This is a genomic window from Streptomyces sp. H39-S7, assembly GCF_027158205.1.
In the GTDB taxonomy this organism is placed as follows: Bacteria; Actinomycetota; Actinomycetes; order Streptomycetales; family Streptomycetaceae; genus Actinacidiphila.
Window position 1 is genome coordinate 14,812 of the sequence record NZ_JAPVLU010000066.1, and the last position, 20,138, is coordinate 34,949.

The 20,138-nt window shown below is 72.3% G+C and carries 14 protein-coding genes; 7 read left to right on the forward strand and 7 right to left on the reverse strand.

All coding sequences use genetic code 11. From position 1 onward, the window contains the following. Positions 1-67: 67 nt before the first annotated feature. Entirely contained in the window at positions 68-490 is a 423-nt protein-coding gene (locus O3X23_RS38720) for a GNAT family N-acetyltransferase (protein WP_269278316.1), read from the reverse strand. Continuing rightward, positions 487-4,041, reverse strand: a complete 3,555-nt coding sequence (gene dnaE / locus O3X23_RS38725; protein ID WP_269278318.1) for a DNA polymerase III subunit alpha — start codon at positions 4,039-4,041, stop codon at positions 487-489. Before dnaE ends, O3X23_RS38720 begins: the two co-directional genes overlap by 4 nt. A gap of 381 nt (positions 4,042-4,422) precedes the next feature. Between dnaE and O3X23_RS38730 the strand changes: the two genes are divergently transcribed. The 3 genes from O3X23_RS38730 to O3X23_RS38740 all read left to right on the forward strand — a co-directional run bounded on the left by O3X23_RS38730 (position 4,423) and on the right by O3X23_RS38740 (position 9,186). Further along, complete coding sequence (locus O3X23_RS38730; RefSeq protein ID WP_269278320.1) at positions 4,423-5,772, forward strand: hemolysin family protein; 1,350 nt, start codon at positions 4,423-4,425, stop codon at positions 5,770-5,772. Beyond that, a complete protein-coding gene (locus O3X23_RS38735; protein WP_269278322.1) occupies positions 5,769-6,815 on the forward strand; it encodes a hemolysin family protein in 1,047 nt (348 codons plus the stop codon). The genes O3X23_RS38730 and O3X23_RS38735 overlap by 4 nt, the downstream gene beginning before the upstream one ends. 124 nt (positions 6,816-6,939) lie before the next feature. Further along, the gene (locus O3X23_RS38740) at positions 6,940-9,186 is read left to right on the forward strand and encodes a HelD family protein (RefSeq protein WP_269278324.1); all 2,247 of its coding nucleotides are present in this window, start codon (positions 6,940-6,942) and stop codon (positions 9,184-9,186) included. Here O3X23_RS38740 and O3X23_RS38745 read toward each other — a convergent pair. Continuing rightward, positions 9,170-9,865: a type 1 glutamine amidotransferase domain-containing protein gene (locus O3X23_RS38745; protein WP_269278327.1), complete on the reverse strand. Its 696-nt coding sequence runs from the start codon at positions 9,863-9,865 to the stop codon at positions 9,170-9,172. The genes O3X23_RS38740 and O3X23_RS38745 overlap by 17 nt on opposite strands. Before the next feature lie 111 nt (positions 9,866-9,976). Between O3X23_RS38745 and O3X23_RS38750 the strand changes: the two genes are divergently transcribed. Beyond that, a complete protein-coding gene (locus tag O3X23_RS38750) occupies positions 9,977-10,927 on the forward strand; it encodes a LysR family transcriptional regulator (protein ID WP_269278329.1) in 951 nt (316 codons plus the stop codon). Between the two features lie 20 nt (positions 10,928-10,947). Here the strand turns inward: O3X23_RS38750 and O3X23_RS38755 are convergent, their stop codons facing one another. Continuing rightward, entirely contained in the window at positions 10,948-12,483 is a 1,536-nt protein-coding gene (locus O3X23_RS38755) for an ABC transporter substrate-binding protein (RefSeq protein WP_269278331.1), read from the reverse strand. Between the two features lie 46 nt (positions 12,484-12,529). Continuing rightward, complete coding sequence (locus O3X23_RS38760; protein ID WP_269278333.1) at positions 12,530-14,563, reverse strand: hypothetical protein; 2,034 nt, start codon at positions 14,561-14,563, stop codon at positions 12,530-12,532. 230 nt (positions 14,564-14,793) lie between these two features. Between O3X23_RS38760 and O3X23_RS38765 the strand changes: the two genes are divergently transcribed. The 3 genes from O3X23_RS38765 to O3X23_RS38775 all read left to right on the forward strand — a co-directional run bounded on the left by O3X23_RS38765 (position 14,794) and on the right by O3X23_RS38775 (position 17,107). Continuing rightward, positions 14,794-15,678: an RNA polymerase sigma factor SigF gene (locus tag O3X23_RS38765; protein ID WP_269278335.1), complete on the forward strand. Its 885-nt coding sequence runs from the start codon at positions 14,794-14,796 to the stop codon at positions 15,676-15,678. A gap of 85 nt (positions 15,679-15,763) precedes the next feature. Beyond that, a complete protein-coding gene (locus O3X23_RS38770; RefSeq protein WP_269278337.1) occupies positions 15,764-16,531 on the forward strand; it encodes a L,D-transpeptidase family protein in 768 nt (255 codons plus the stop codon). A gap of 114 nt (positions 16,532-16,645) precedes the next feature. Beyond that, on the forward strand, positions 16,646-17,107 hold the full coding sequence (locus O3X23_RS38775) for an ATP-binding protein (RefSeq protein WP_269278339.1): 462 nt from the start codon (positions 16,646-16,648) through the stop codon (positions 17,105-17,107). A 13-nt stretch (positions 17,108-17,120) separates the two neighbouring features. Here the strand turns inward: O3X23_RS38775 and O3X23_RS38780 are convergent, their stop codons facing one another. Together O3X23_RS38780 and O3X23_RS38785 are read right to left on the reverse strand one after the other, a co-directional pair. Next, positions 17,121-18,932, reverse strand: a complete 1,812-nt coding sequence (locus O3X23_RS38780) for a hypothetical protein (RefSeq protein WP_269278341.1) — start codon at positions 18,930-18,932, stop codon at positions 17,121-17,123. Then, positions 18,929-20,138, reverse strand: a 1,210-nt coding sequence (locus tag O3X23_RS38785) for a vWA domain-containing protein (RefSeq protein ID WP_269278343.1), incomplete at its 5' end; no start/stop codon positions are given. The genes O3X23_RS38785 and O3X23_RS38780, both read right to left, overlap by 4 nt.

Here is a 20,138-nt window from a genome sequence, read left to right on the forward strand (position 1 = left end):
ACCTACAAGCTAGCGCCGATCCGCTAGTAGCGGCAAGTGGGCCCTGGCGGATCCCGTCGGCCGCCGGCTACCGCAAGGGCTTGGTCCAGCGCCGCCACTGTTCCTCGGGGCCGTAGCCGGCCGCCTTCCAGGCGTGGTGCGCCACTTCGTTGCGCTGCAGGACCATCGCGTCCGACCGCCGCCCGCCCAGCGCCGCGAACCGCTCCTCGGTCGCCCGCAGCAGCGCCGCGCCGATCCCCTGCCGCCGGGCGCCCGGGTGGACGGCCAGCCGGTACACGTGGCACCGCCAGCCGTCGAATCCGGAGATCACCGATCCCAGGAGCACGCCGTCGCGTTCCGCCAGGAGCAGCGCCTCCGGGTCCCGGGCGATCAGCCGGGCCACCCCCCGCTCGTCGTCGCTGATGCTGGCGCCCTCGGCCGCCACCTGCCAGAAGCCGAGTACGGCCGCGATGTCCGAGGGGCCCGCCGCGCGGATGTGGAGATCGGTCACGCCACGCCCAGCCAGCTCTCGGCGCCGAAGGAGCCCTTGATGTCGGAGGCGATGGTCTCGTGGTTCACCAGGAACCCCAGCTCGAAGACGGTGGTCGTCTCCGGCCCGCGGACCCGCATGCGCACCGGGCTTTCGCCCGGGTGGGCGCGCAGGATGCGCTTGAGCTCGTTGATCACCGGCTGGTTGAGCTTGTGGGCCCGCATGAACAGCTGGACGGGAGGCTTGCCGCCGTACTCGGCGGACGAGATGTCCAGCTCCATCAGTTCCTGGCCGGCGATGTTGATCGTTCCGTCGCGGTCGTTGATCCGGCCGGTCACCGCGACCACGGTGTCCGGGATCAGCGCGTGCTGCACGAGCTGGTAGGAGGCGGGGAAGAAGCAGATCTCCATGTTGGCGTCACGGTCGGCGAGGTGCACGATCGCCCACGCGTTGCCCTGCTTCGTCATCCGCCGCTCGACGGTGGTGATCAGCCCCGCGAGCTTCACCACGCCCTGGGTCTGCCCGGAGGCGATCAGATCGGCGATGGAGGTGTCGCGGTTGCGGGCGAGGATGTGCTCGGCCCCGTCCAGCGGGTGCGCCGAGACGTACAGCCCCAGCATCTCGCGCTCGGTCGACAGCAGCTGCTTGCGCGGCCACTCGTCGTCGCCGATCTTGAAGTCCAGGCCGAAGCCGCCGCCCGCGTCGTCCCCGCTGTCGAGGGCGCCGAAGAGGTCGTCCTGCCCGTACGCCTCGGCCTTCTTGACCGGGATGATCGCGTCGATGGCGTCCTCGTGGACCGCGGACAGGCCCTTGCGGGTGTGTCCGAGCGAGTCGAAGGCGCCGGCCTTGATCAGGGATTCCACGGCCCGCTTGTTGAGGGTGGCGATCTCCGCCTTGTCGAGGAAGTCGCTGAACGCCACGTACTTCCCCTTGGACTTGCGGGAGGCGACCAGCGACTCGATGACGTTCGTGCCCACGTTGCGCACGGACTTCAGGCCGAACCGGACGTCGTCGCCGACGGCGGTGAAGTCGGCGGTGGACTCGTTCACGTCCGGGGGCAGCACGCGGACCCCCATCTTGCGGGCGTCGGCCAGGTAGATGGCGGCCTTGTCCTTGTCGTCGTCCACCGAGGTGAGCAGCGCGGCCATGTACTCGGCGGGGTAGTTCGCCTTGAGGTAGGCGGTCCAGTACGAGACCAGCCCGTAGCCGGCGGTGTGCGACTTGTTGAAGGCGTAGCCGGAGAACGGGAGCATGACGTCCCACAGCGCCTTGATGGACTCCTCGCTGTAGCCGTTGGTCTGCATGCCGCCGTGGAACTTCTCCCACTCGGCCGCCAGCACCTCGGGCTTCTTCTTGCCCATCGCCCGGCGCAGCAGGTCGGCGCCGCCGAGGCTGTAGCCGGCCAGTTCCCGGGCGATGGCCATGATCTGCTCCTGGTACACGAGCAGGTGGAACGTGGTGCCCAGGATCGGGTCGAGCGCCTCGCGCAGCTCGGGGTGGATCGGCTCGATCTCCTGGCGGCCGTTCTTGCGGTGCGCGTAGTTGGTGTGCGCGTTGGCGGCCATCGGGCCGGGCCGGTACAGGGCGAGGACGGCGGCGATGTCCTCGAACCGGGTCGGTTCCATCAGCTTGAGCAGGGCGCGCATGGCGCCGCCGTCGAGCTGGAAGACGCCCAGGGTGTCGCCGCGCGCCAGCAGTTCGTACGTGGTTTTGTCGTCCAGCGGGATGGTCTCGGACTTGATGTCCACCCCCCGGTTCTCCTTCACGATCTTCAGGGCGTGATGGATGATGCCCAGGTTCCGAAGACCCAGGAAGTCCATCTTGACCAGCCCCATGTTCTCGCAACTGGGGTAGTCGAAGCCGGTGATGATCACGCCGTCCTTGTCCCGGCGGTGCATCGGGATCAGGTCCAGCAGGGGGGTCTTGGAGAGGATCACCGCGGCCGCGTGCACACCGGTGCCGCGGACCAGGCCCTCGATGCCCTTCGCGGTGTCGATGACGCGCTTGACGTCCGGCTCGTTGTCGTACATCTGCCGGATCTCGCCCGCCTCGCCGTAGCGGGGGTGCGAGGGGTCGAACATGCCGGAGAGCGGGACGCCCTTGCCCATCACGTCGGCGGGCATCGCCTTGGTGATACGGTCGCCCATCGCGAAGGGGTAGCCCAGGACCCGGGAGGAGTCCTTGACCGCGGCCTTGGCCTTGATGGTGCCGAACGTGTTGACCTGGGCGGTGTACTCCTCCCCGTACTTCTCGGTGACGTAGCGCACCATCCGGTCGCGCTGGCGGTCGTCGAAGTCGAGGTCGACGTCGGGCGGGTTGATGCGCTCGGGGTTGAGGAACCGCTCGAACAGCAGGCCGTGCTCCAGCGGGCACAGCTCGGTGATGCGGGTGGCGTACGCGACGATGGAGCCGGTCGCGGAGCCACGGCCGGGGCCGACGGGCACGTCGTTGTCACGGGCGTACTTGCAGATGTCGGCGACCACGAGGAAGTAGCTGGAGAACCCCATCGGACCGATGATCTTCATCTCGGTCTCGAAGCGCTCCATGACGGCGTCCGGGATGGGGTCGCCGTACCGCATCGCCAGGCCGCGCATGCACTCCTTGCGCAGCCACGACTCCTGGTCCTCGCCCTCGGGCACCACGAACTGCGGCATCTGGTTGACCTCGGCGAAGACCTCGTCGTAGTCCTGGATGCGCTCGGCGATCAGCAGCGTGTTGTCGCACGCCTCGGGCAGCTCGGAGAACAGGTCCCGCATCTCGGCCGCGGTCTTGATGTAGTAGCCGGTGCCGTTGAACCGGAAACGGCCCGGGTCGTCCTTGTTCTTGCCGACGCCGACGCACAGCAGCGTGTCGTGCGAGTCGGCCTCGCTCTCGTGCACGTAGTGCGAGTCGTTGGTCGCCAGCAGCGGGATGTTCAGCTGCTTGGCGATCTTGAGCAGGTCCTCGCGGACATTGCGCTCGAGGTCCAGGCCGTGGTCCATCAGCTCCAGGAAGTAGTTCTCCCGCCCGAACATGTCCTGGAAGTCGGAGGCCGCCTGGAGGGCCGCGTCGAACTGGCCGAGCCGGATGCGGGTCTGGATCTCGCCCGAGGGGCAGCCCGTCGTCGCGATGATCCCCGCGGCGTGCTGGGAGATCAGTTCGCGGTCCATACGGGGCTTTCCGTAGAAGCCCTCGAAGCTCGCGAGCGAGGAGAGCCGGAAGAGGTTCCGCAGCCCCTGCGCGTGCTCGGCCCACATCGTCATATGGGTGAAGCGGCCGCCGCCGCTGACGTCCTTGCTGCCCTCGCCGTCGTCCGAGACGGCCCGCTGCCCGCCGGGGCCCCAGAACTCCGGCTTGCGGTTGCGCCGCGAGGACGGCGCCACATAGGCCTCGATGCCGATGATCGGCTTGACCGGGCCCCTCTTCGCCACCTGGAAGAACTCGTACGCGCCGAACATGTTGCCGTGGTCCGACATGGCCACGGCCGGCATCCCCTCCTCCTCGATCTTCTTGAAGAGGATGGGCAGCTTCTGCGCGCCGTCGAGAAGCGAGAACTGGGTGTGATTGTGCAGGTGGACAAAGCTGTCGGACACCGGGCAGGCACCTCCGGGGCGGGTCGCGGGAAGCCTCCACCCTATCCCTCGGCACCCGCCCCGGAAGCCTCCGCACAGCCGTTCTCCCATGATCGAAAACAGGCGCAAACAGTGACCTGGGGCGATCACGGAGCGAGTTCGCGCGACACCGCCGGGTGGCCCGCGCGTGGCGCCGGCCACGACCCGCCAAGCGCTTCGGCGCACCCGCGCCACGCCGTTCCTTTGCCTTTCCTTTACTATGAGCGAGATCAAGTTCCCCGAACGAACGATCCCCCGAGAACCTCAGGAAAGGCGTGAGCGTCCCTCCATGGACGAACCTCCCAGTAGCCGGTGCCGTGCGGACCGACCTCCCCTGCCCGATCATGGGACGGAGGTGACCCGATGACCGAAGTGCTCCTGCTGGTGGTCGCACTGCTGCTCACCCTCGCCTGCGGCGTCTTCGTCGCGGCCGAGTTCTCCCTGACGACGATCGAACGCGGCGAGCTGGAACGCGCCGAGCAGGCCGGTGAGCGCGGCGCGTCCGCGGCGCTCCAGGCCGTCCGCACCCTGACGCTGCAGCTGTCCGGCGCACAGTTGGGGATCACGGTCACCGGACTCGTGATCGGCATGCTCGCCAAGAGCTCGATCACCGAGCTGCTCACCGGCCCCATGCGGGCCGCGGGGCTGCCGGACTCCGCGGCCTCCTCCGCCGCGCTGGTGCTGGGCACCGCACTGTCGACCGTGATGCTGATGGTCGTGGGCGAGCTCGTACCGAAGAACTGGGCGATCTCCCGGCCGCTGCCGGTGGCCAAGGCGGTCGCCGCCCCGCAGCGCGCCTTCACCGCCGCCTTCGGCCCGCTGATCCGGCACCTGAACAACACCGCCAACCGGATCCTGCACCGCATGGGCCTGGAGCCCGCGGAGGAGCTGGCCTCCGCGCGCGGTCCGCGGGAGCTGGTGGCACTGGCCCGGCACTCGGCCAGGGCCGGCACGCTGGAGGCCGACACCGCCGAGCTGTTCGTCCGCACCCTGAACCTGGCGGAACTCACCGCGGAGAACGTCATGACCCCGCGGGTCCAGGTCACCGCCCTCGACTCGCGCGCCACCGCCGAGGACGTCGCCGACGCGACCCGCGCCACGGGCCTGTCCCGCTTCCCCGTCTACCGCGGCACCCTCGACTTCGTCATCGGCACCGCCCACATCAAGGACGTGCTGGCCGTCCCCGCCGCGCGGCGGGCACGCTTCCCGATCGCCTCGCTGCTGCGCGAACCGCTGCTGGTCCCCGAGTCGCTGACCGTCGACCGGCTGCTGGACCGGCTCGGCGGCAAGCAGTCCATGGCGGTCGTCATCGACGAGTACGGCGGCACGGCGGGCGTGATCACCCTGGAGGACATCGTCGAGGAGGTGGTCGGCGAGGTCCGCGACGAGCACGACCCGCACGAGCTGTCCGACCTGACGTTCACCGGCGAGGACGCCGACGGCCGGCGGACCTACGACGCGGACGGCGCGACCCGCACCGAGGACCAGCTGGAGGAGATCGGCCTGCACGCCCCCGAGGGCCCGTACGAGACGCTCGCGGGACTCGTCGCCCAGCGCCTGGGCCGGATCCCGGCCGCCGGAGACACCGTCGAGCTGGACGGGTGGCGGCTCGAGGTCACCGAGGCGGCCGGCCGCCGGGCCTCGCGCGTCCGAATCCTCGCACCACCCGCCTCCCACCTGCGCGCGGCACCGAACGGGGAGAGCGCCCGATGACCGTCCTGCAACTGCTCATCGGCGCCCTGACCCTCGTCGTCAACGCCTTCTTCGTCGGCGCCGAGTTCGCCATGATCTCCGTACGCCGCAGCCAGATCGAAGCCCTCGCCCACGAGGGCGACCGGCGCGCCCGCAGCGTGATCTGGGGTCTGGAGCACCTGTCACCGCTGCTCGCCGCGGCCCAGCTCGGCATCACCGTGTGCACCCTGGTGCTCGGCATCGTGGCGGAACCGGCCATCGCGCACCTGCTGGAGCCGGTCTTCCACGCCATCGAGGTGCCGGACGGATTCATCCACCCGATCGCCTTCGTGATCGCCCTGTCCGTCGCCACCTACCTCCACATGCTCATCGGCGAGATGGTCCCCAAGAACATCGCGCTGGCCGCACCCGCGCGCAGCGCGCTCGCGCTCGGCCCGCCCCTGGTCACCTTCACCCGGGCGCTGCGACCGGTGATCTTCGCCATCAACGCCTTCGCCAACACCCTCCTGCGGCTGCTGCGGGTGGAGACGAAGGACGAGGTCGCGGCCGTCTTCTCCGACGCCCAGTTGTCCCGCATGGTGACCGATGCCGGCCAGGCGGGGCTGCTGGACTCGCGGGCCACCGAACGCCTGCAGGACGCCCTGGAACTGGGCCGCCGGCCCGTCGGCGAGGTGGCGCTGCCCACCGACCGCGTCGTCCGCGCCCCGCTCGGCATCACCCCCGAGGCCCTGGAGCAGCTGTCCGCGCGGTCCGGGTTCTCCCGCTTTCCGGTCGCGGAGCCCGGCGACGGCACAGTACTGGGCTACCTGCACGTGAAGGACGCCCTGTTCGCCGAGGGGCAGGACCGGCCCTTCCCCCGGTCGGCGCTGCGCCCGATCACCACGGTCAGCGCCACCGGCCCGCTGGACGACGTCCTCACCGCGATGCGCGCCGGCCGGGCCCATCTGGCCTCCGTCGTCGACGAGCAGGGCCGCAGCATCGGCTTCGTCACCATGGCCGACGTCCTGAAGGAACTGGTCGGCCCGGCCGCGACCGGCAGGGACGCGGGCGCGGAATCCGCATAAAGAAATACCCCGGACGCATTGACGTCCGGGGTATTTCTCTGCGTATATTAAGTGTTTCATGCTTTCACGCGCACTGCGGCGTGAAGAAGTCTTATGCGGACACTGTACCGCGACAGGAGCTGAATTGTCAACCGAGGAATTGCAGAACGAACAGCAATTCGTCTCACGGCTCTACGAGCGCCTCGACGCGCTGCGGGAGCAGGCGGAGACCGCGGTCCAGGCGTCCTTTGCCCAGGTGGGCAAGGGTCTTCAGGCCCGCCTCGAGCGGGATGTGGTGGTCTCCGAGCGGACCGACCGGCTCTCCGCGCTCAATTCCGTGGAATCCGGGCTGTGCTTCGGGCGTATCGACTTCGCCGACGGAATACAGCACCACATCGGCCGCATCGGAATCCGCCGGGACGACGAGGACAGGTCCCCGCTCCTGGTGGACTGGCGGGCACCGGTCGCACGTCCTTTCTATCTCGCCACCGGGTATTCCCCGATGGGCCTGCGCCGCCGCCGGCACCTCACCACTCTCGGCCGTACCGTCACCGCGCTGCACGACGAGGTCCTGGACCTCGCCGACACGGTCCGCACCGGGTACGAGGACCCGCGCGGGGACGCCGTGCTCCTCGCCGCCCTCGGTGCCGCCCGCACCGGCCGGATGGCCGACATCGTGCAGACCATTCAGGCCGAGCAGGACGAGATCATCCGTGCCCCGCACCGTGGCGTGCTCGTCGTCGAGGGCGGGCCCGGCACCGGCAAGACCGCCGTCGCACTGCACCGCGCGGCGTACCTGCTCTACGCGTACCGCGAGCAGCTCGCCCGCCGCGCCGTGCTGATCGTCGGGCCCAACCCGGCCTTCCTCGGCTACATCGGCGAAGTGCTGCCCTCGCTCGGCGAGACCGGCGTGCTGCTGTCGACCGTGGGAGAGCTCTTCCCCGGCGTCACGGCCACCGGGACGGACAGCCCCGGAGCCGCCGCCGTCAAGGGGCGGGCCGAGATGGCCGACGTCCTCGCCCGCGTGCTGCGCGACCGGCAGACCGTCCCCCATCCGGCCCTTCCCATCCAGCACGAGCGCGAGACGCTGCTGCTGGAGCGGGCCACCGCCGAGGACGCCCGGCACTGCGCACGCCAGACCCGGCTGCCGCACAACCTGGCGCGCGCCCACTTCGGCCGCTTCGTCCTCGACGCGCTCACCGCGCAGCTCGCCGACCGGCTGGGCACCGACCCCTACGACGGGGAGAACTTCCTCGATCCGGAGGAGGTCGAACAACTGGGCCGCGAACTGAACGACAACCCCGCGGTGCACGCCGCGATCGACGCGCACTGGCCCTACCTCACCCCGCAGCAGCTGGTCGGCGACTTCCTCGCCGATCCCGTACAGCTGCCGGAGGCGGAGGCCGCGCTGATCCGCCGTACCGGCGGCGAGTGGACCGTCGGCGACATCCCGCTCCTGGACGAGGCCGCGGAGCTGCTCGGCGAGGACGACCGGGCCGCGCGGGCCGCGGCGGCGCGCGAGCGCGGCGAGCAGGTCGCCTACGCGCAGGGGGTGCTGGAGCTGTCCTACGGCTCGCGCACCTTCGAGTTCGAGGGCGAGGAGTCCGAGGTGCTGACCGCCCACGACCTCATCGACGCCGAGCGCTTCGCCGACCGGCACGAGGAGGCCGACCACCGCAGTGCCGCGGAGCGCGCCGCCGCCGACCGCACCTGGGCCTTCGGCCACATCATCGTGGACGAGGCGCAGGAGCTGTCCGCGATGGCGTGGCGACTGCTGATGCGCCGCTGCCCGACGCGCTCGCTGACCCTGGTCGGCGACCCCGCCCAGACCGGCGACCCGGCGGGCTGCGACTCGTGGCAGCAGATCCTGGACCCGTACGTCGGCGCCCGCTGGAGCCATGCCCGGCTCGGCGTCAACTACCGCACCCCGTCCGAGATCATGGAGCTGGCGGCCGGGGTGGCCCGGGCCGCCGACCCGTCCTACGAGCCGCCGCGCTCGGTTCGCTCGACGGGTGTACGGCCCCGCGTGTGCGTCACGGACGACCTCGTCCGCACGGTCGCGGAGGCCGCGTCCCTCGAGACCCCGGACGACGGCCGGCTCGCGGTGATCGCGCCGCGGGCGCTGCACGAGGAGCTGGCCGGGAAGCTGCCGGGGGTGACGGCGGGCGTGGAGCCCGACCTGACGCGGTCGCCGGTGCTGCTCGAGCCACGGCAGGCCAAGGGGCTGGAGTTCGACTCGGTGATCGTCGTCGAGCCGGCGCTGATCGTCTCCGGTTCCGCGCGCGGAGCCAGCGATCTCTACGTCGCCCTGACCCGGGCCACCCGGTCGCTCGCCGTGGTGCACACCGGCAGGCTCCCGGAGGGCCTGCGGGAGGTCAGCCCAGCGCCTTGAGCAGCTCGACGGCGAGCGGCGCGGACGAGGCCGGGTTCTGCCCGGTGATCAGGTTGCGGTCCACGACCACGTGCGGGGCCCAGGCCTCGCCCTCCTGGAAGTCCGCGCCGAGCTCGACGAGCCGGTCCTGGAGCAGCCACTTCGCCTTGTCGGCGAAGCCCGCCTGGGTCTCCTCGACGTTGGTGAAGCCCGTCAGCCGGTAGCCGGCGAACGGCGACGTGCCGTCGGGGCGCGTGGTGGCGAGCAGCGCCGCGGGGGCGTGGCAGACCACACCGAGCGGCTTGCCGGAGTCCAGGGCCGCGGTCAGCAGCCGGCCGGAGTCGGCGTTGACGGCCAGGTCCTCCATCGGGCCGTGTCCGCCGGGGTAGAAGACCGCTTCGTAGTCGGCCAGTTCGACGTCCTCGAGTTTGACCGGCTTCTTCAGGGCCGTCATCGCGGACAGTTCGGCGACGATCGCGTCGGCGGACTCCTTGCCGCCGTTCACCTCCGGCGCGAGGCTTCCCCGGTCGACCGTGGGGACGACTCCGCCAGGGGTGGCGATCACGATCGTGTGGCCGGCGGCGGCGAAGGCACGGTAGGGGGCGACGGCCTCCTCGGCCCAGAAACCGGTGGGGTGCTGGGTGCCGTCGGCCAGGGTCCAGTGGTCGGCGCCGGTCATCACGAAAAGGATCTCTGCCATGTCACATCTCTCGGTCAGGGCGTCGGTCCGGCCTTCCGCACGCGGGGGCCGGATCGCTGTGGACCTCGAACGTAGGCCGCCGATCCATCGAAATCCAATAGAATCACCACCATGACCCATAGGAATCCCGATGGATCGGGCCTGCCGGGGCCAGGAGCGCCCCCGGTGGACCTCACCTTGCTGCGGACCTTCCTGGCCGTGCACCGCTCCGGCTCGTTCACCGCCGGAGCGCGACTGCTCGGCCTGTCGCAGCCGACGGTGACCGCCCAGGTGCGCGCCCTGGAGGAGCGCCTGGGCCGTCAGCTCTTCGACCGGCTGCCGCGCGGCGTCGCCCCCACCGCCGTCGCCGACCAACTGGCGGCCGACGTCGCGCAACCGCTGGACGCCCTCGCGGCGGTCACCGGCCGGGACCGCGCCGACCACCTGATACCCGCGGAGCCGGTGCACCTGGCCGGCCCCGCCGAGCTGCTCTGCCTGCGGGCGCTGCCCGCCCTGGCCGCACTGACCGGCGAAGGGGTGCGGCTGCGGATCGCCACCGGCCTCACCGACGACCTGCTCGAAGGGCTCCGCGCGGGCCGCTACGACCTCGTGATCTCGACGGTCCGGCCGCGCGGCCGCAGCGTCAGCGCCGTCCCGCTGATGGACGAGGAGTTCGTCCTCGTCGCCGCTCCCGTCTGGGCCGAGCGGATCGGCCCGGGCCGGGTCGCGGCCGACGGGCCGGCCGCGCTGCGCACCGCTCCGCTGATCACCTACGCGGAGGACCTGCCGATCGCCCGCCGCTACTGGCGCCACGTCTTCGGCACCCGGCTGTCCGCGCAGGCCGCCATCACCGTCCCCGACCTGCGCGGTGTCCTCGCCGCCGCCGTCGCCGGAGCCGGCGTCACCGTCCTGCCGCGCTACCTCTGCGCCGCCGAGATCGCCTCCGGGGCCCTCGTGCCGCTCCTCGAACCCGAGGACCCGCCCATCAACACCGCCTACCTCGCCCAGCGCCCCGGCGCCGCGGAACTCCCGCACGTCGCCCTGGTCCGCGACCGGCTGCTGCGGGCCGGCCGTACCTGGTAGTCCCGCACCGGAGAGGCGACTCAGTCCTTCTGCGGCACGAACGGAGTGCCGGTGTGCGAGGAGACGGCGAGAGTGTGGACCTTGCCGTCGGCGCCGATCTCGATGACGGGGACGGCCTTGTTCTCGGCGGAGCCGTCGTTGGCGAACGAGATGTACCCGCTCGCCCCCATCACCGCCTCGACCCCGTGCAGCGACTGCCAGATCTGGATCATCTGGGAACCGCTCACCCGGCCGTTGGCCCCCGGGGAGCGCCCCACCGTACGGGCGCCCTTGACCGCCACGCTGACCGCGTCGTACCCCATCATCGCCTGGCCGTCGTCGAGCGCCTCCATAGGGAACGTCGCACGGAAGTAGCCGTGCCTGCCGAGAACGGCGCGGTCGTCCCGCACCTCGGCCGAGTACGCGTCGGGACGCTTCTCCCACGCCTCGGGGTGGGCGAGGCCGGTGTACAGCAGCCGGACGGTGCCGCTGCGCAGCGTCTCCTTGATCTCGTCGAAGCCGGCGGCCTGGGCGGCCTGCGAGGCGTCGTCGCCGGAGAGCACGATGAGCTTGCGGCCCGCGCACGGCCGGTTCTTGAGCGGTGCGAGGAACCTGGGCAGGTCCACCCCGCGCCCGGCGAAGTAGATGACATCGGGCTTGACCGCGCACAGGTTCGCCATCCGGGTCGCGAACGCGGTCGCGACGCCCTCCTGCGAGGAGTCGTACTGCTCGACCTGGCCGGCCAGCCGCTCCTTCGGGAACACCGACAGGAACGCCTTCCCGAGGGTGCGGGTGTACTGGTCGTCGGGCCTGGCGTCCTGTATCACCATCACCTTCAGCCCGGAGTACGGCGGCTGCTTCAGGAACGAGGCGGCGGCCGCCGCCTCGTCGGTGTTGGTCGGGGCGGTCCGCACCAGCCCCGGAATCCTGGCGAGCGTGTCGGCGGTGAGGACCGAGCCGACCGCGCCGAGTTGCAGCCCGCCGGAGTCCGTGTTGCCGGTGACCTTGCCTATCATCCGCGCGGTCGCGTCCGTGCTGGTGCCCAGCCCGGCGACGGCCACGATGTGCTCCGGGCCCACCCGGCGGCGGATCTCCTCCAGAGCGGCGTCCCGCTGCTCGTCGGTGCTGCCGCAGTTGGCCAGCAGCAGCCGCACGCGGGGGACGTCGCCCTCGCTGAGCTTGTTGTCCTTCTCGTACAGCGCCGTGTAGGCGCCCTGGATCTCGTGCCGCACGGAGTCCGGGGTGTTGGTGTCCCCGGGACCGGGGACCAGGTCCATGAGGTAGACGACGCTCACGAAGGACCGGTGGTCCCGGTCGACCGCGACGTTCTGCGTGTGGATCAGGTCGGAGACCGCCGCCAGGTTGTCGGAGAAGTGGAACGAGCCGTCCGTGACGCCGACGCAGCTCCGGTCCGCCCCGACGCGCCGGACACCTTCGGCGCACGAGGTGTCCTCCGGCCACAGCACCCAGGTGAGCGTGCCACCGACGAGCGCGAGCACCAGCACGCCCAGCACCACGTTCCACGGCCACCGCATCCACAGATGGCGGCTGGTCACCCAATGGCCCCGGGTCGGCATCACGCGCTCCTTCTCGAAAGGGATCGGACAGGGCCGGCCTCGGCCCTCAGTCGGTGAACCGGGCGGCCTCGTCCAGCAGCGTGTCGGTGTCCGCGTCCGCCGTCAGCGCCAACTGCCGGAACATGGCACTGATCTTGTAGTTGAGCTCGGGGCGCCCCGGCGGCAGCCGGTTGCGGGGATCACCCGCGAGCCACAGCGCGGCCGCCAGCTCCGCCAGCGGCCGGCCGGTGACCGGATCGGCGTACGCGGCGGGCGCGTGCTCGCGGGCCAGCCGGCCCGCGTTGTGCGACGGCTGCGCGTCCGTGAGCTGCGCGCGGCGCATCGGGGCCGCGGTGACGTGGTAGAGCTCGCGCAGCCACGGCAGCGCGTCGGGGGCGCCGAATCCGCGGGCGAAGTACGCCACCACCGCGTCGAGTTCGTCGAGTGCGAGGCGGTGGTAGAGGGCGTCCAGCGGACGGCCGAAGCGCTCGTGCCAGGCGCCCAGCGTGTCGTGCGCCTGCTGCCAGGCGGTCGGCCCGCCGGCCGGAGCCGCCCGCCCGGCGAGCTCCTCCAGCAGCAGCAGTCGCAGCCACGGATGCAGGACCGGCCGCTGCTCGGACCCACCGGCCGCCGGCAGATAGCCGGACGGGCCGCGCCCGCCGCGGGTGTTGGCGTCCTCCGGGACGGGTGCGAACAGCCACAGCTGGTTGCGCAGTTCGAGCATCACGGTGTCCCGGGCGTGCTCGGACAGGTCGTTGAGCAGCCCGGAGTTGACGGCCGCCGCCGGTGTCCTGGCCGCGGCGACCGGTACGGCGGCGGCCCGCTGGTCGACGGTCAGCCCCTCGAGCAGGTGGTCGCGGACGACGGAGCCGAGCGGCTGGCCGCGCACCGGGTCGTCGCCGTCCCCCGGCAGCGGGGTCTCCAGCAGCCCGTACAGATCGCGGTCGGAGACACCCGCCGCGAGCAGCCCGCCGATGGCGGTGTGGACCTGCTGGACGCTCCAGGGGTGGCCGTAGGTGAGCCGGTGCACCAGCGGGGTGGCGCGGGCCAGCCGCGTGGCATGCACGGGATGGCGTCCCGCCTCGAGCGACACCTCGACCTCGTACAGGTCGCGCAGCCGCACCGGGTACCACCAGTCGGCGGGCGGGGCGTCGGTGCGCGGGCGCCAGTCGGCGTACGAGGCACGGTCGGCCAGGTGGATGTACGGGTCGCCGGGGCGGCCGTCCGCGGGGCCGGGCACCGCGCGGGTGGTGGCACTCGTCGCCACGATCAGCAGCGGGTCGTACCTGCCCGGCTGCGACACCGCGTGCTCCGCACGCAGCCGCACCAGCAGGTCCAGGAAGCCGGTGCCGCGGCTGTGGTCGATATTGTCGAGCAGCACCAGGCAGTTGTGGTCCCGGCGCCCGTGCGCGTACGCGGCGCGGAGGTCGGCCAGGAACGCCTCGCACAGCCGGCGGTCCACCGCCTCCCGGTGCTCCTCCGCCGTGCTGCGGCTGCGCAGGTTCAGCTCGACCAGTTCGTCCATCGCCGTCGGCGGCCCCAGCGAGCCGTACCAGTGGTACGTCTGGTTGAGGAAGGTGCGGGTCGGCATGTACTCGAATCCGCGCAGCAGCACACCGATGATCAGGTCCGTGCCGGGGATCGGTGACAGGCCCAGCGAATCGACGATCGACGTGATCCCCTCGCCGGCGTCGACCGCGGCGCCGCGGCTGCGGGCCCGGCGCAACGCCTGGCGCAGTTCCCGGGTGGCCTGTTCCCGGTCGGTCAGGGACAGTTCGGGCTGCACGGCGAGCAGCCCGAGCAGCAGGCGCGGGAAGCGCAGCGGCTTGATCCCGGTGTGCTTGCGCGCCAGCAGGAACGCCAGATGCACGGCGACCTCGTACGGTCGCTGCGCGTCCGCCGCCGCGAAGTCGACCCGGGCGGCCGGGGCACCACGCGTCACGGTCTCGAAGTGGTCGAGCGCGAACGTCTTGCCGCTGCCGGGCCGTCCCAGCAGCGCGATCAGGGGAAGCGCCCGATCCTGCTCGCGAGGCGGTCGGGACCAGCACTCATGCACCAGAGCGTCGATCTCGCCCAGCCCAGGGGGCGGCGCCTGCACCATGCGTCCCCCTCGCGGCGCGTGATCGCGGAGACAGCATCGTGCCATGAAGTGCCGTGGAGGGAAGGGTCTTTGGGCGTTCCCGGACACGCCGGGTGTCCGCACGGGCACGGCGTGTGCGGCCCGGGGACCGGTGGTGAAGTCGGGGGAATCGGCAGGCATGGAGTGCGTGATAGCGGGCAGACGAGGTGTCGCGGGGACCGCGAACGCCAACCACAGGGAGATGCGACCTCATGGGCGCAGCAGCCAAGGCACAGGCCGTATCGCGCATCGCCGTCGCGCCGGGCACGGTACGGGAGACGGTCACCGAGGCCGAGCTGCCCTGGGTGGAGGACGCGGGCAAGGTCGCCCCGAACGACGCACGGGCCCTGTCGAAGATATTCTTCGACCAGCTGCAAACGCTCGACGAGGGAACGCCGGAGCACCAGTACGCGCGGAACACCCTGATCGAGCTGAACATGGCCCTGGTGAAGTTCGCCGCCCGGCGCTTCCGCAACCGCTCCGAGCCCTTCGAGGACATCGTCCAGGTCGGGACCATCGGGTTGATCAAGGCCATCGACCGTTTCGACCTGTCGCGCGAGGTGGAGTTCCCCACCTTCGCCGTCCCGTACATCGTGGGCGAGATCAAGCGCTTCTTCCGTGACACCAGTTGGGCCGTCCATGTCCCCCGCCGCCTGCAGGAGATGCGGCTGGCGCTGGCCAAGGCCATCGACGATCTGTCCGCCCGGCTGGACCGCTCCCCCACCACCGCCGAGCTGGCCGCCCATCTGGACCTGACGGCCGAGGAGGTCGTCGACGGCCTGATGGCCAGCAACGGCTACACGGCCGGCTCGCTGGACATGCCCGCCTCCGAGGACGACGAGCGGGGCGGCGGCCTCGCCGACCGGCTCGGCGACCTCGACCCCGCCATGGCGGGCGTCGAGAACCTGCAGACCCTCAAGCCGCTGCTGGCACAGCTCAATGACCGTGACCGCCGCATCCTGCAGATGCGCTTCGGCGAGGAGCTGACCCAGGCCCAGATCGGCGAGGTCCTCGGCGTCTCGCAGATGCACGTCTCGCGGCTGCTCAGCTCGGTGCTGGCCCGGTTGCGCCGGGGGATGCTCGCCGGCACCTGCTGAGCCGGGGCCCGCGGGGCAGCACCCCGCCGCCACGGCCGGCCGCATTCGCGGCGCCGTCCGCCGGATGCCGCTCTAGAGTGGCCCGATGGGACTCACACGCCTTGCCATGGCCGGTGTCGGACGACGCGGAACACCCCGCGGGCCGCGACCGCGGCGGGCCGCCGCGGCCATCGCGATCGCCGTAGCGGCCGTCGCCGGCACCCTGGCCGGCTCGGCACCCGCCCACGCCGCCGCGCCGGCGCCCGCTCCGCCGCGCTTCCCGGTGCCCGTGTCGGTCGGTCAGGCCCAGCAGGTGATCAGTGTGCAGGCGCGCGGTACGTACGCGACCGTCATCGCCTGGCAGAAGTCCGGCAACATCTGGCTCAGGCGGTACTCGACGACCGCCGCGCGGGTCGGCTCGCACGGCATCACCGACGGCGCCACCCGCAAGCAGGGCACGTACACGACGCCCACCGGCACCTACACCCTCACCCAGGGCTTCGGCGTCGCCGCCAACCCCGGCACCCGGATGCCGTACCACCGGGTCACCGCCGCGGACTGGTGGGTGGAGGATCCGTCCTCCCGCTACTACAACCGCATGCGCACGGCCGCGCAGGGCGGGTTCCCGCTGACGGAGGCCGGCGTCCACGGCAGCGAGCACCTGGTCAACTACCCGGTGCAGTACCGCAATGTGCTGGTCATCAACTTCAACATGAGCCCGGCGGTCCCCGGCCGGGGTGCCGGGATCTTCCTGCACGCGCTCGGCCCCAAGGCCGGCCCCACCGCGGGCTGCGTCGCGATCCCGCAGAACGTCCTCACCGACGTGCTGCGGTGGGCCGACCCGGCGCAGCACCCGGTGATCGGGATCGGCTGACCGACGGCCGCGGCCGGCCGACAGTTTCCTACTGGCAGGTATACGTCGGCGTGGCCGGGGTAAGACAGGCCTCAGTGTTCGGGCCCCGGGGGCCATCACAGGGGCAGGAGCATCATGATCGGGATCAAGCGCCGTATACCGGCCATGCCGCCGCCGGTTCAGGCCGCCGTCCACCGCCGAGCGGCGCACTACGACGGCGCGGTCGGCAGTATCGGCGCCGCCCGCCGACTGGCGGCCGACTTCCTGCACCAGCTCGCGGCCGAGTGGTACGCCCCGGTCAGCGCGGAGCGGATGCAGGACATCCTGCTGGTGGTGAGCGAGCTGGCCACCAACGCGGAACGGCACTCCGGCGGCCCCTACCTGCTGGAGCTGGACGGCGACGCCGAATCCGTCCGCGTCACCGTGTGGGACAGCGGCAGCACCCTGCCGCGCGTCTTCTCCCCCGACCCTCTGCGGATCGGCGGACACGGCATGGAGATCGTGCTCCGCCTGTGCGACGACCTGACGATGGAACTCGTCCCGGTGGGCAAGCGCGTCCGCGCCCGCTTCGACCTCACCCGGCCCACGGTCGCGTAGGCTCCGCGCCGGATCACTCCCGCGTTCGGACTCCGCTGTGTGCGGCGGGGTCGGATGCCTGCCAGGCCGCGGCGCAGAGCGAACTCTCCGCCGCCTCGGCGTACAGAGCCGCACCCAGCCAGGCCCGGGCGAAGTGGGCCGTGTCGGCCGGCAGCAGCCGGCCGAAGGGATCACGGGCCCGTTGGCCAGCCGCTTGCCGTAGCGCGGCCAGGAGGTCGGCGGCGGTGGGCAGGGCGGAGCGACGCAGGCGGTGGGCGTCGGATGCCAGCGATCCCGGCACGGCGAGAAACCCGCGCCCGGCCGCGACGGCCTGTTCGAGGCGCCGGTGCAGAAGGTGCAGCGGGGCCTGGTCCAGCGGTGCGGCGTTGCCGGGCCCTGGACCGGTCGGTGGTGGGGCGGGGGCAGGGAGGTCGGCGCGCTGCAAGCGGTCCAGTCCCATGTCGATGCGGCGCTCCGGCTCGGCGGGGTGCGCGATCGCCAGCAGCTGCAGGCGGGGTTGGGGCGCGGGGACGAGACGGCCGACGATCCGCAGCCGCGCGCCGGGGAGTTCTGCCAGCATGCGGAGGTTGTCCCGGTGGGCCAGCGCGGGGTGGTCATGGGCCGCGGTGAGACGGAGCACGAGCTCGTCGCAGAGGGCGAGCAAGCAGTCCCCGCCGGTCTCGCGTGCGGCGCCGAGGAGGGTGACGTCGAGGAAGAGCAGGTCGGCGCCCGCGTGTGAGGTCTCCGCGCCGGGGGCGCGGGAGCGGAGGGCGCGCGCGACCTGTTCGGCGGCCGGTACGGCCCACAGGGCCCCGAGGGGCTCCTCCGTCCAGGCGGCTCCTGCGGCGCGCACCGCCTTGACCGCGGCGCCCGCGCCGAGTCGGCCGGTCGGCGAGACGGTGGCCCCCGACAGGGCGAGTCCGGCGTGCGACAGCTCCCGGTGGGTGAGCGCGGTGTCGCCGAGCCGTACGGTGCGGTCGGCCGCCGCGGCGGCCCGGCCGGGGCCGCCGGGCGCGATGTCCGAGACGGTGTAGAGCCGGCCGTCGGCGGCCGCGGTCCAGGTGGTGGCGCCGGCGTAACCACCCGCGGTGATCAGCGGTTCGCTGAACAGCCCGTACAGACGCAGCGACCCGTCCGGCACATAGGCCTGGCGGGCGGTACCCCGCAGGGCGGCCAGTTCGGATCCGCCGGCGTCGGGCAACCGGTGGGCGGCGGCGAGCAGTTCGCGTACGGCTGCCACCAGGTCCGCCAGCCGGTGGGCCGGGTCGGCGGAGCGCGCGGCCCGCAGTCCGTTGACGACCGAGACGGCCGCCGCGGCCGGGCGGGGCAGCCCGCCGAGCTTCGCCGTGTGGGCGGCGCGCAGCAGTTCGGCCTGCAGGACGGCCCCGGCGCCCTCGATCCCCGCATCGAGCACGGCGGCCCCGGCGGCCCACAGGGCTCCCGCGGCGGCCCGCTGCTCGGAGGTCGGGACGTCCTCGGCACGCGAGCTGTCCTCGTCGCCCGACTCAGCCGGAGAGGCCTCGTCCGCCGCGTCCTGGGACGCCGGTGCCGGTTCGTCGTCGGCCACGGGTGCGGCGGACGCCACGGCCGCGCGGTGCAGGCAGTCCGGGGCGAGCAGACAGCCGCAGCGGATCGCGTCCGCCGAGGACACCACGCCGCCCGGGGCGTGGAGTTCCAGGCTGATCTCGTCGTCCACCGCGATCCGTACGGTGTCGCCGTCCCGGACCGCGGGCCTGGTGGCGATCTTGGTCGCGGCGGCGTCCAGGCGTTTGCGCAGCCGGGGTGAGAGGGCGCCGACGATCTCGGCGGTCACGGCGGGTGCGACAGCGGGCAGGTCCTGGCTCATGCGATCTTCTCCCCTACCCAGCGGGCGAGTTCGAGCGGGCTGAGGGCGGCGACCGGCATGCCGGCGGCGACGAGCTGACCGGCGACACCGGTCGAGTACCGGGGGCGTCCGGCGTCGTCCAGGCTCGCGCAGCCGAGGACGTGGCAGCCGGCCCCGACGAGCGCACGGACCTCGGAGAGGAGGCCGCCCAGCGGGTACCCCTCCTCGAAGTCGCTGATCACGACGACGAGGGTGCGGGACGGCACGGTCACCAGGGTGCGCGCGTGGCGCAGTCCGGCGGCGATGTGGGTGCCTCCGCCGACGCGGACCTCCAGGAGCAGCGACAGAGGGTCGTGCACCTGGTCGGTGAGGTCGATGACCTCGGTCGAGAAGGCCAGGAAGTGGGTGGACAGGGTGGGTACTCCGGCCAGCACCGCGGCGGTGAGCGCCGACCAGATGGTGGAGGACTCCATCGAGCCCGACACGTCGGTGACCAGGACCAGCCGCCAGTCGGCGGCGCGGCGGGCGCGGGATCGGAAGACCGGCCGCTCGGGGATCACCTGGACGCTGCCGTCGGGTGCCCGGCGCGCGGTCGCGAGGTTGGCATGCAGGGTGCGCGCCAGGTCGAGCCGGCCGCCGGGGCGCCGGCTGGGGCGGGGCAGCGTCATCCCGGTCATGGCGGGCCGGAGCCGGGTGGCCAGCTGACGGGTGAGTTCCTCGACGAGCCGGCGCACCAGCGGGCGGAGCGCGCCGAGCCGGGCCTCGGGCAGGCCGCCCGCGTGCTGCAGCACCGTCCTGAGCAGGTCCACGGAGGGCCGGACGCTGCCGGGGTCGACTTCGGCCAGCACATCGCGGCGCCCGGACGCGGCCGCCGCGGCGAGCACTTCCTCGCGGATGCCGGGACCGAACAGCGCGGCCAGTTCCTCGGACCATTCCCGGACACCCGGGTACGGGGCCTGGCGGCCGCCGCGGTTGCCCCCGGCGCTGCCGGTGCGCTCGCCGCGTGAGCCCTCGCCGCGACCGCTGCCGTACAGCTCGTCCAGGGCCGTGGCCAACGGTGCTGCCGACGGGGGCAGTTGGTCGGTGCGGCGGCCGAGGACCAGCCGCCACCGGTCGGCGGGGGCCAGGACGCGGTCGCCGGCGGCCGGAAGCGGCGGCGGGACGGTCGGGTCCGCCGGGGCGGTGGGTTCTGCCGGGTCGGCGGGTTCTGCCGGGTCGGCGTCGGGC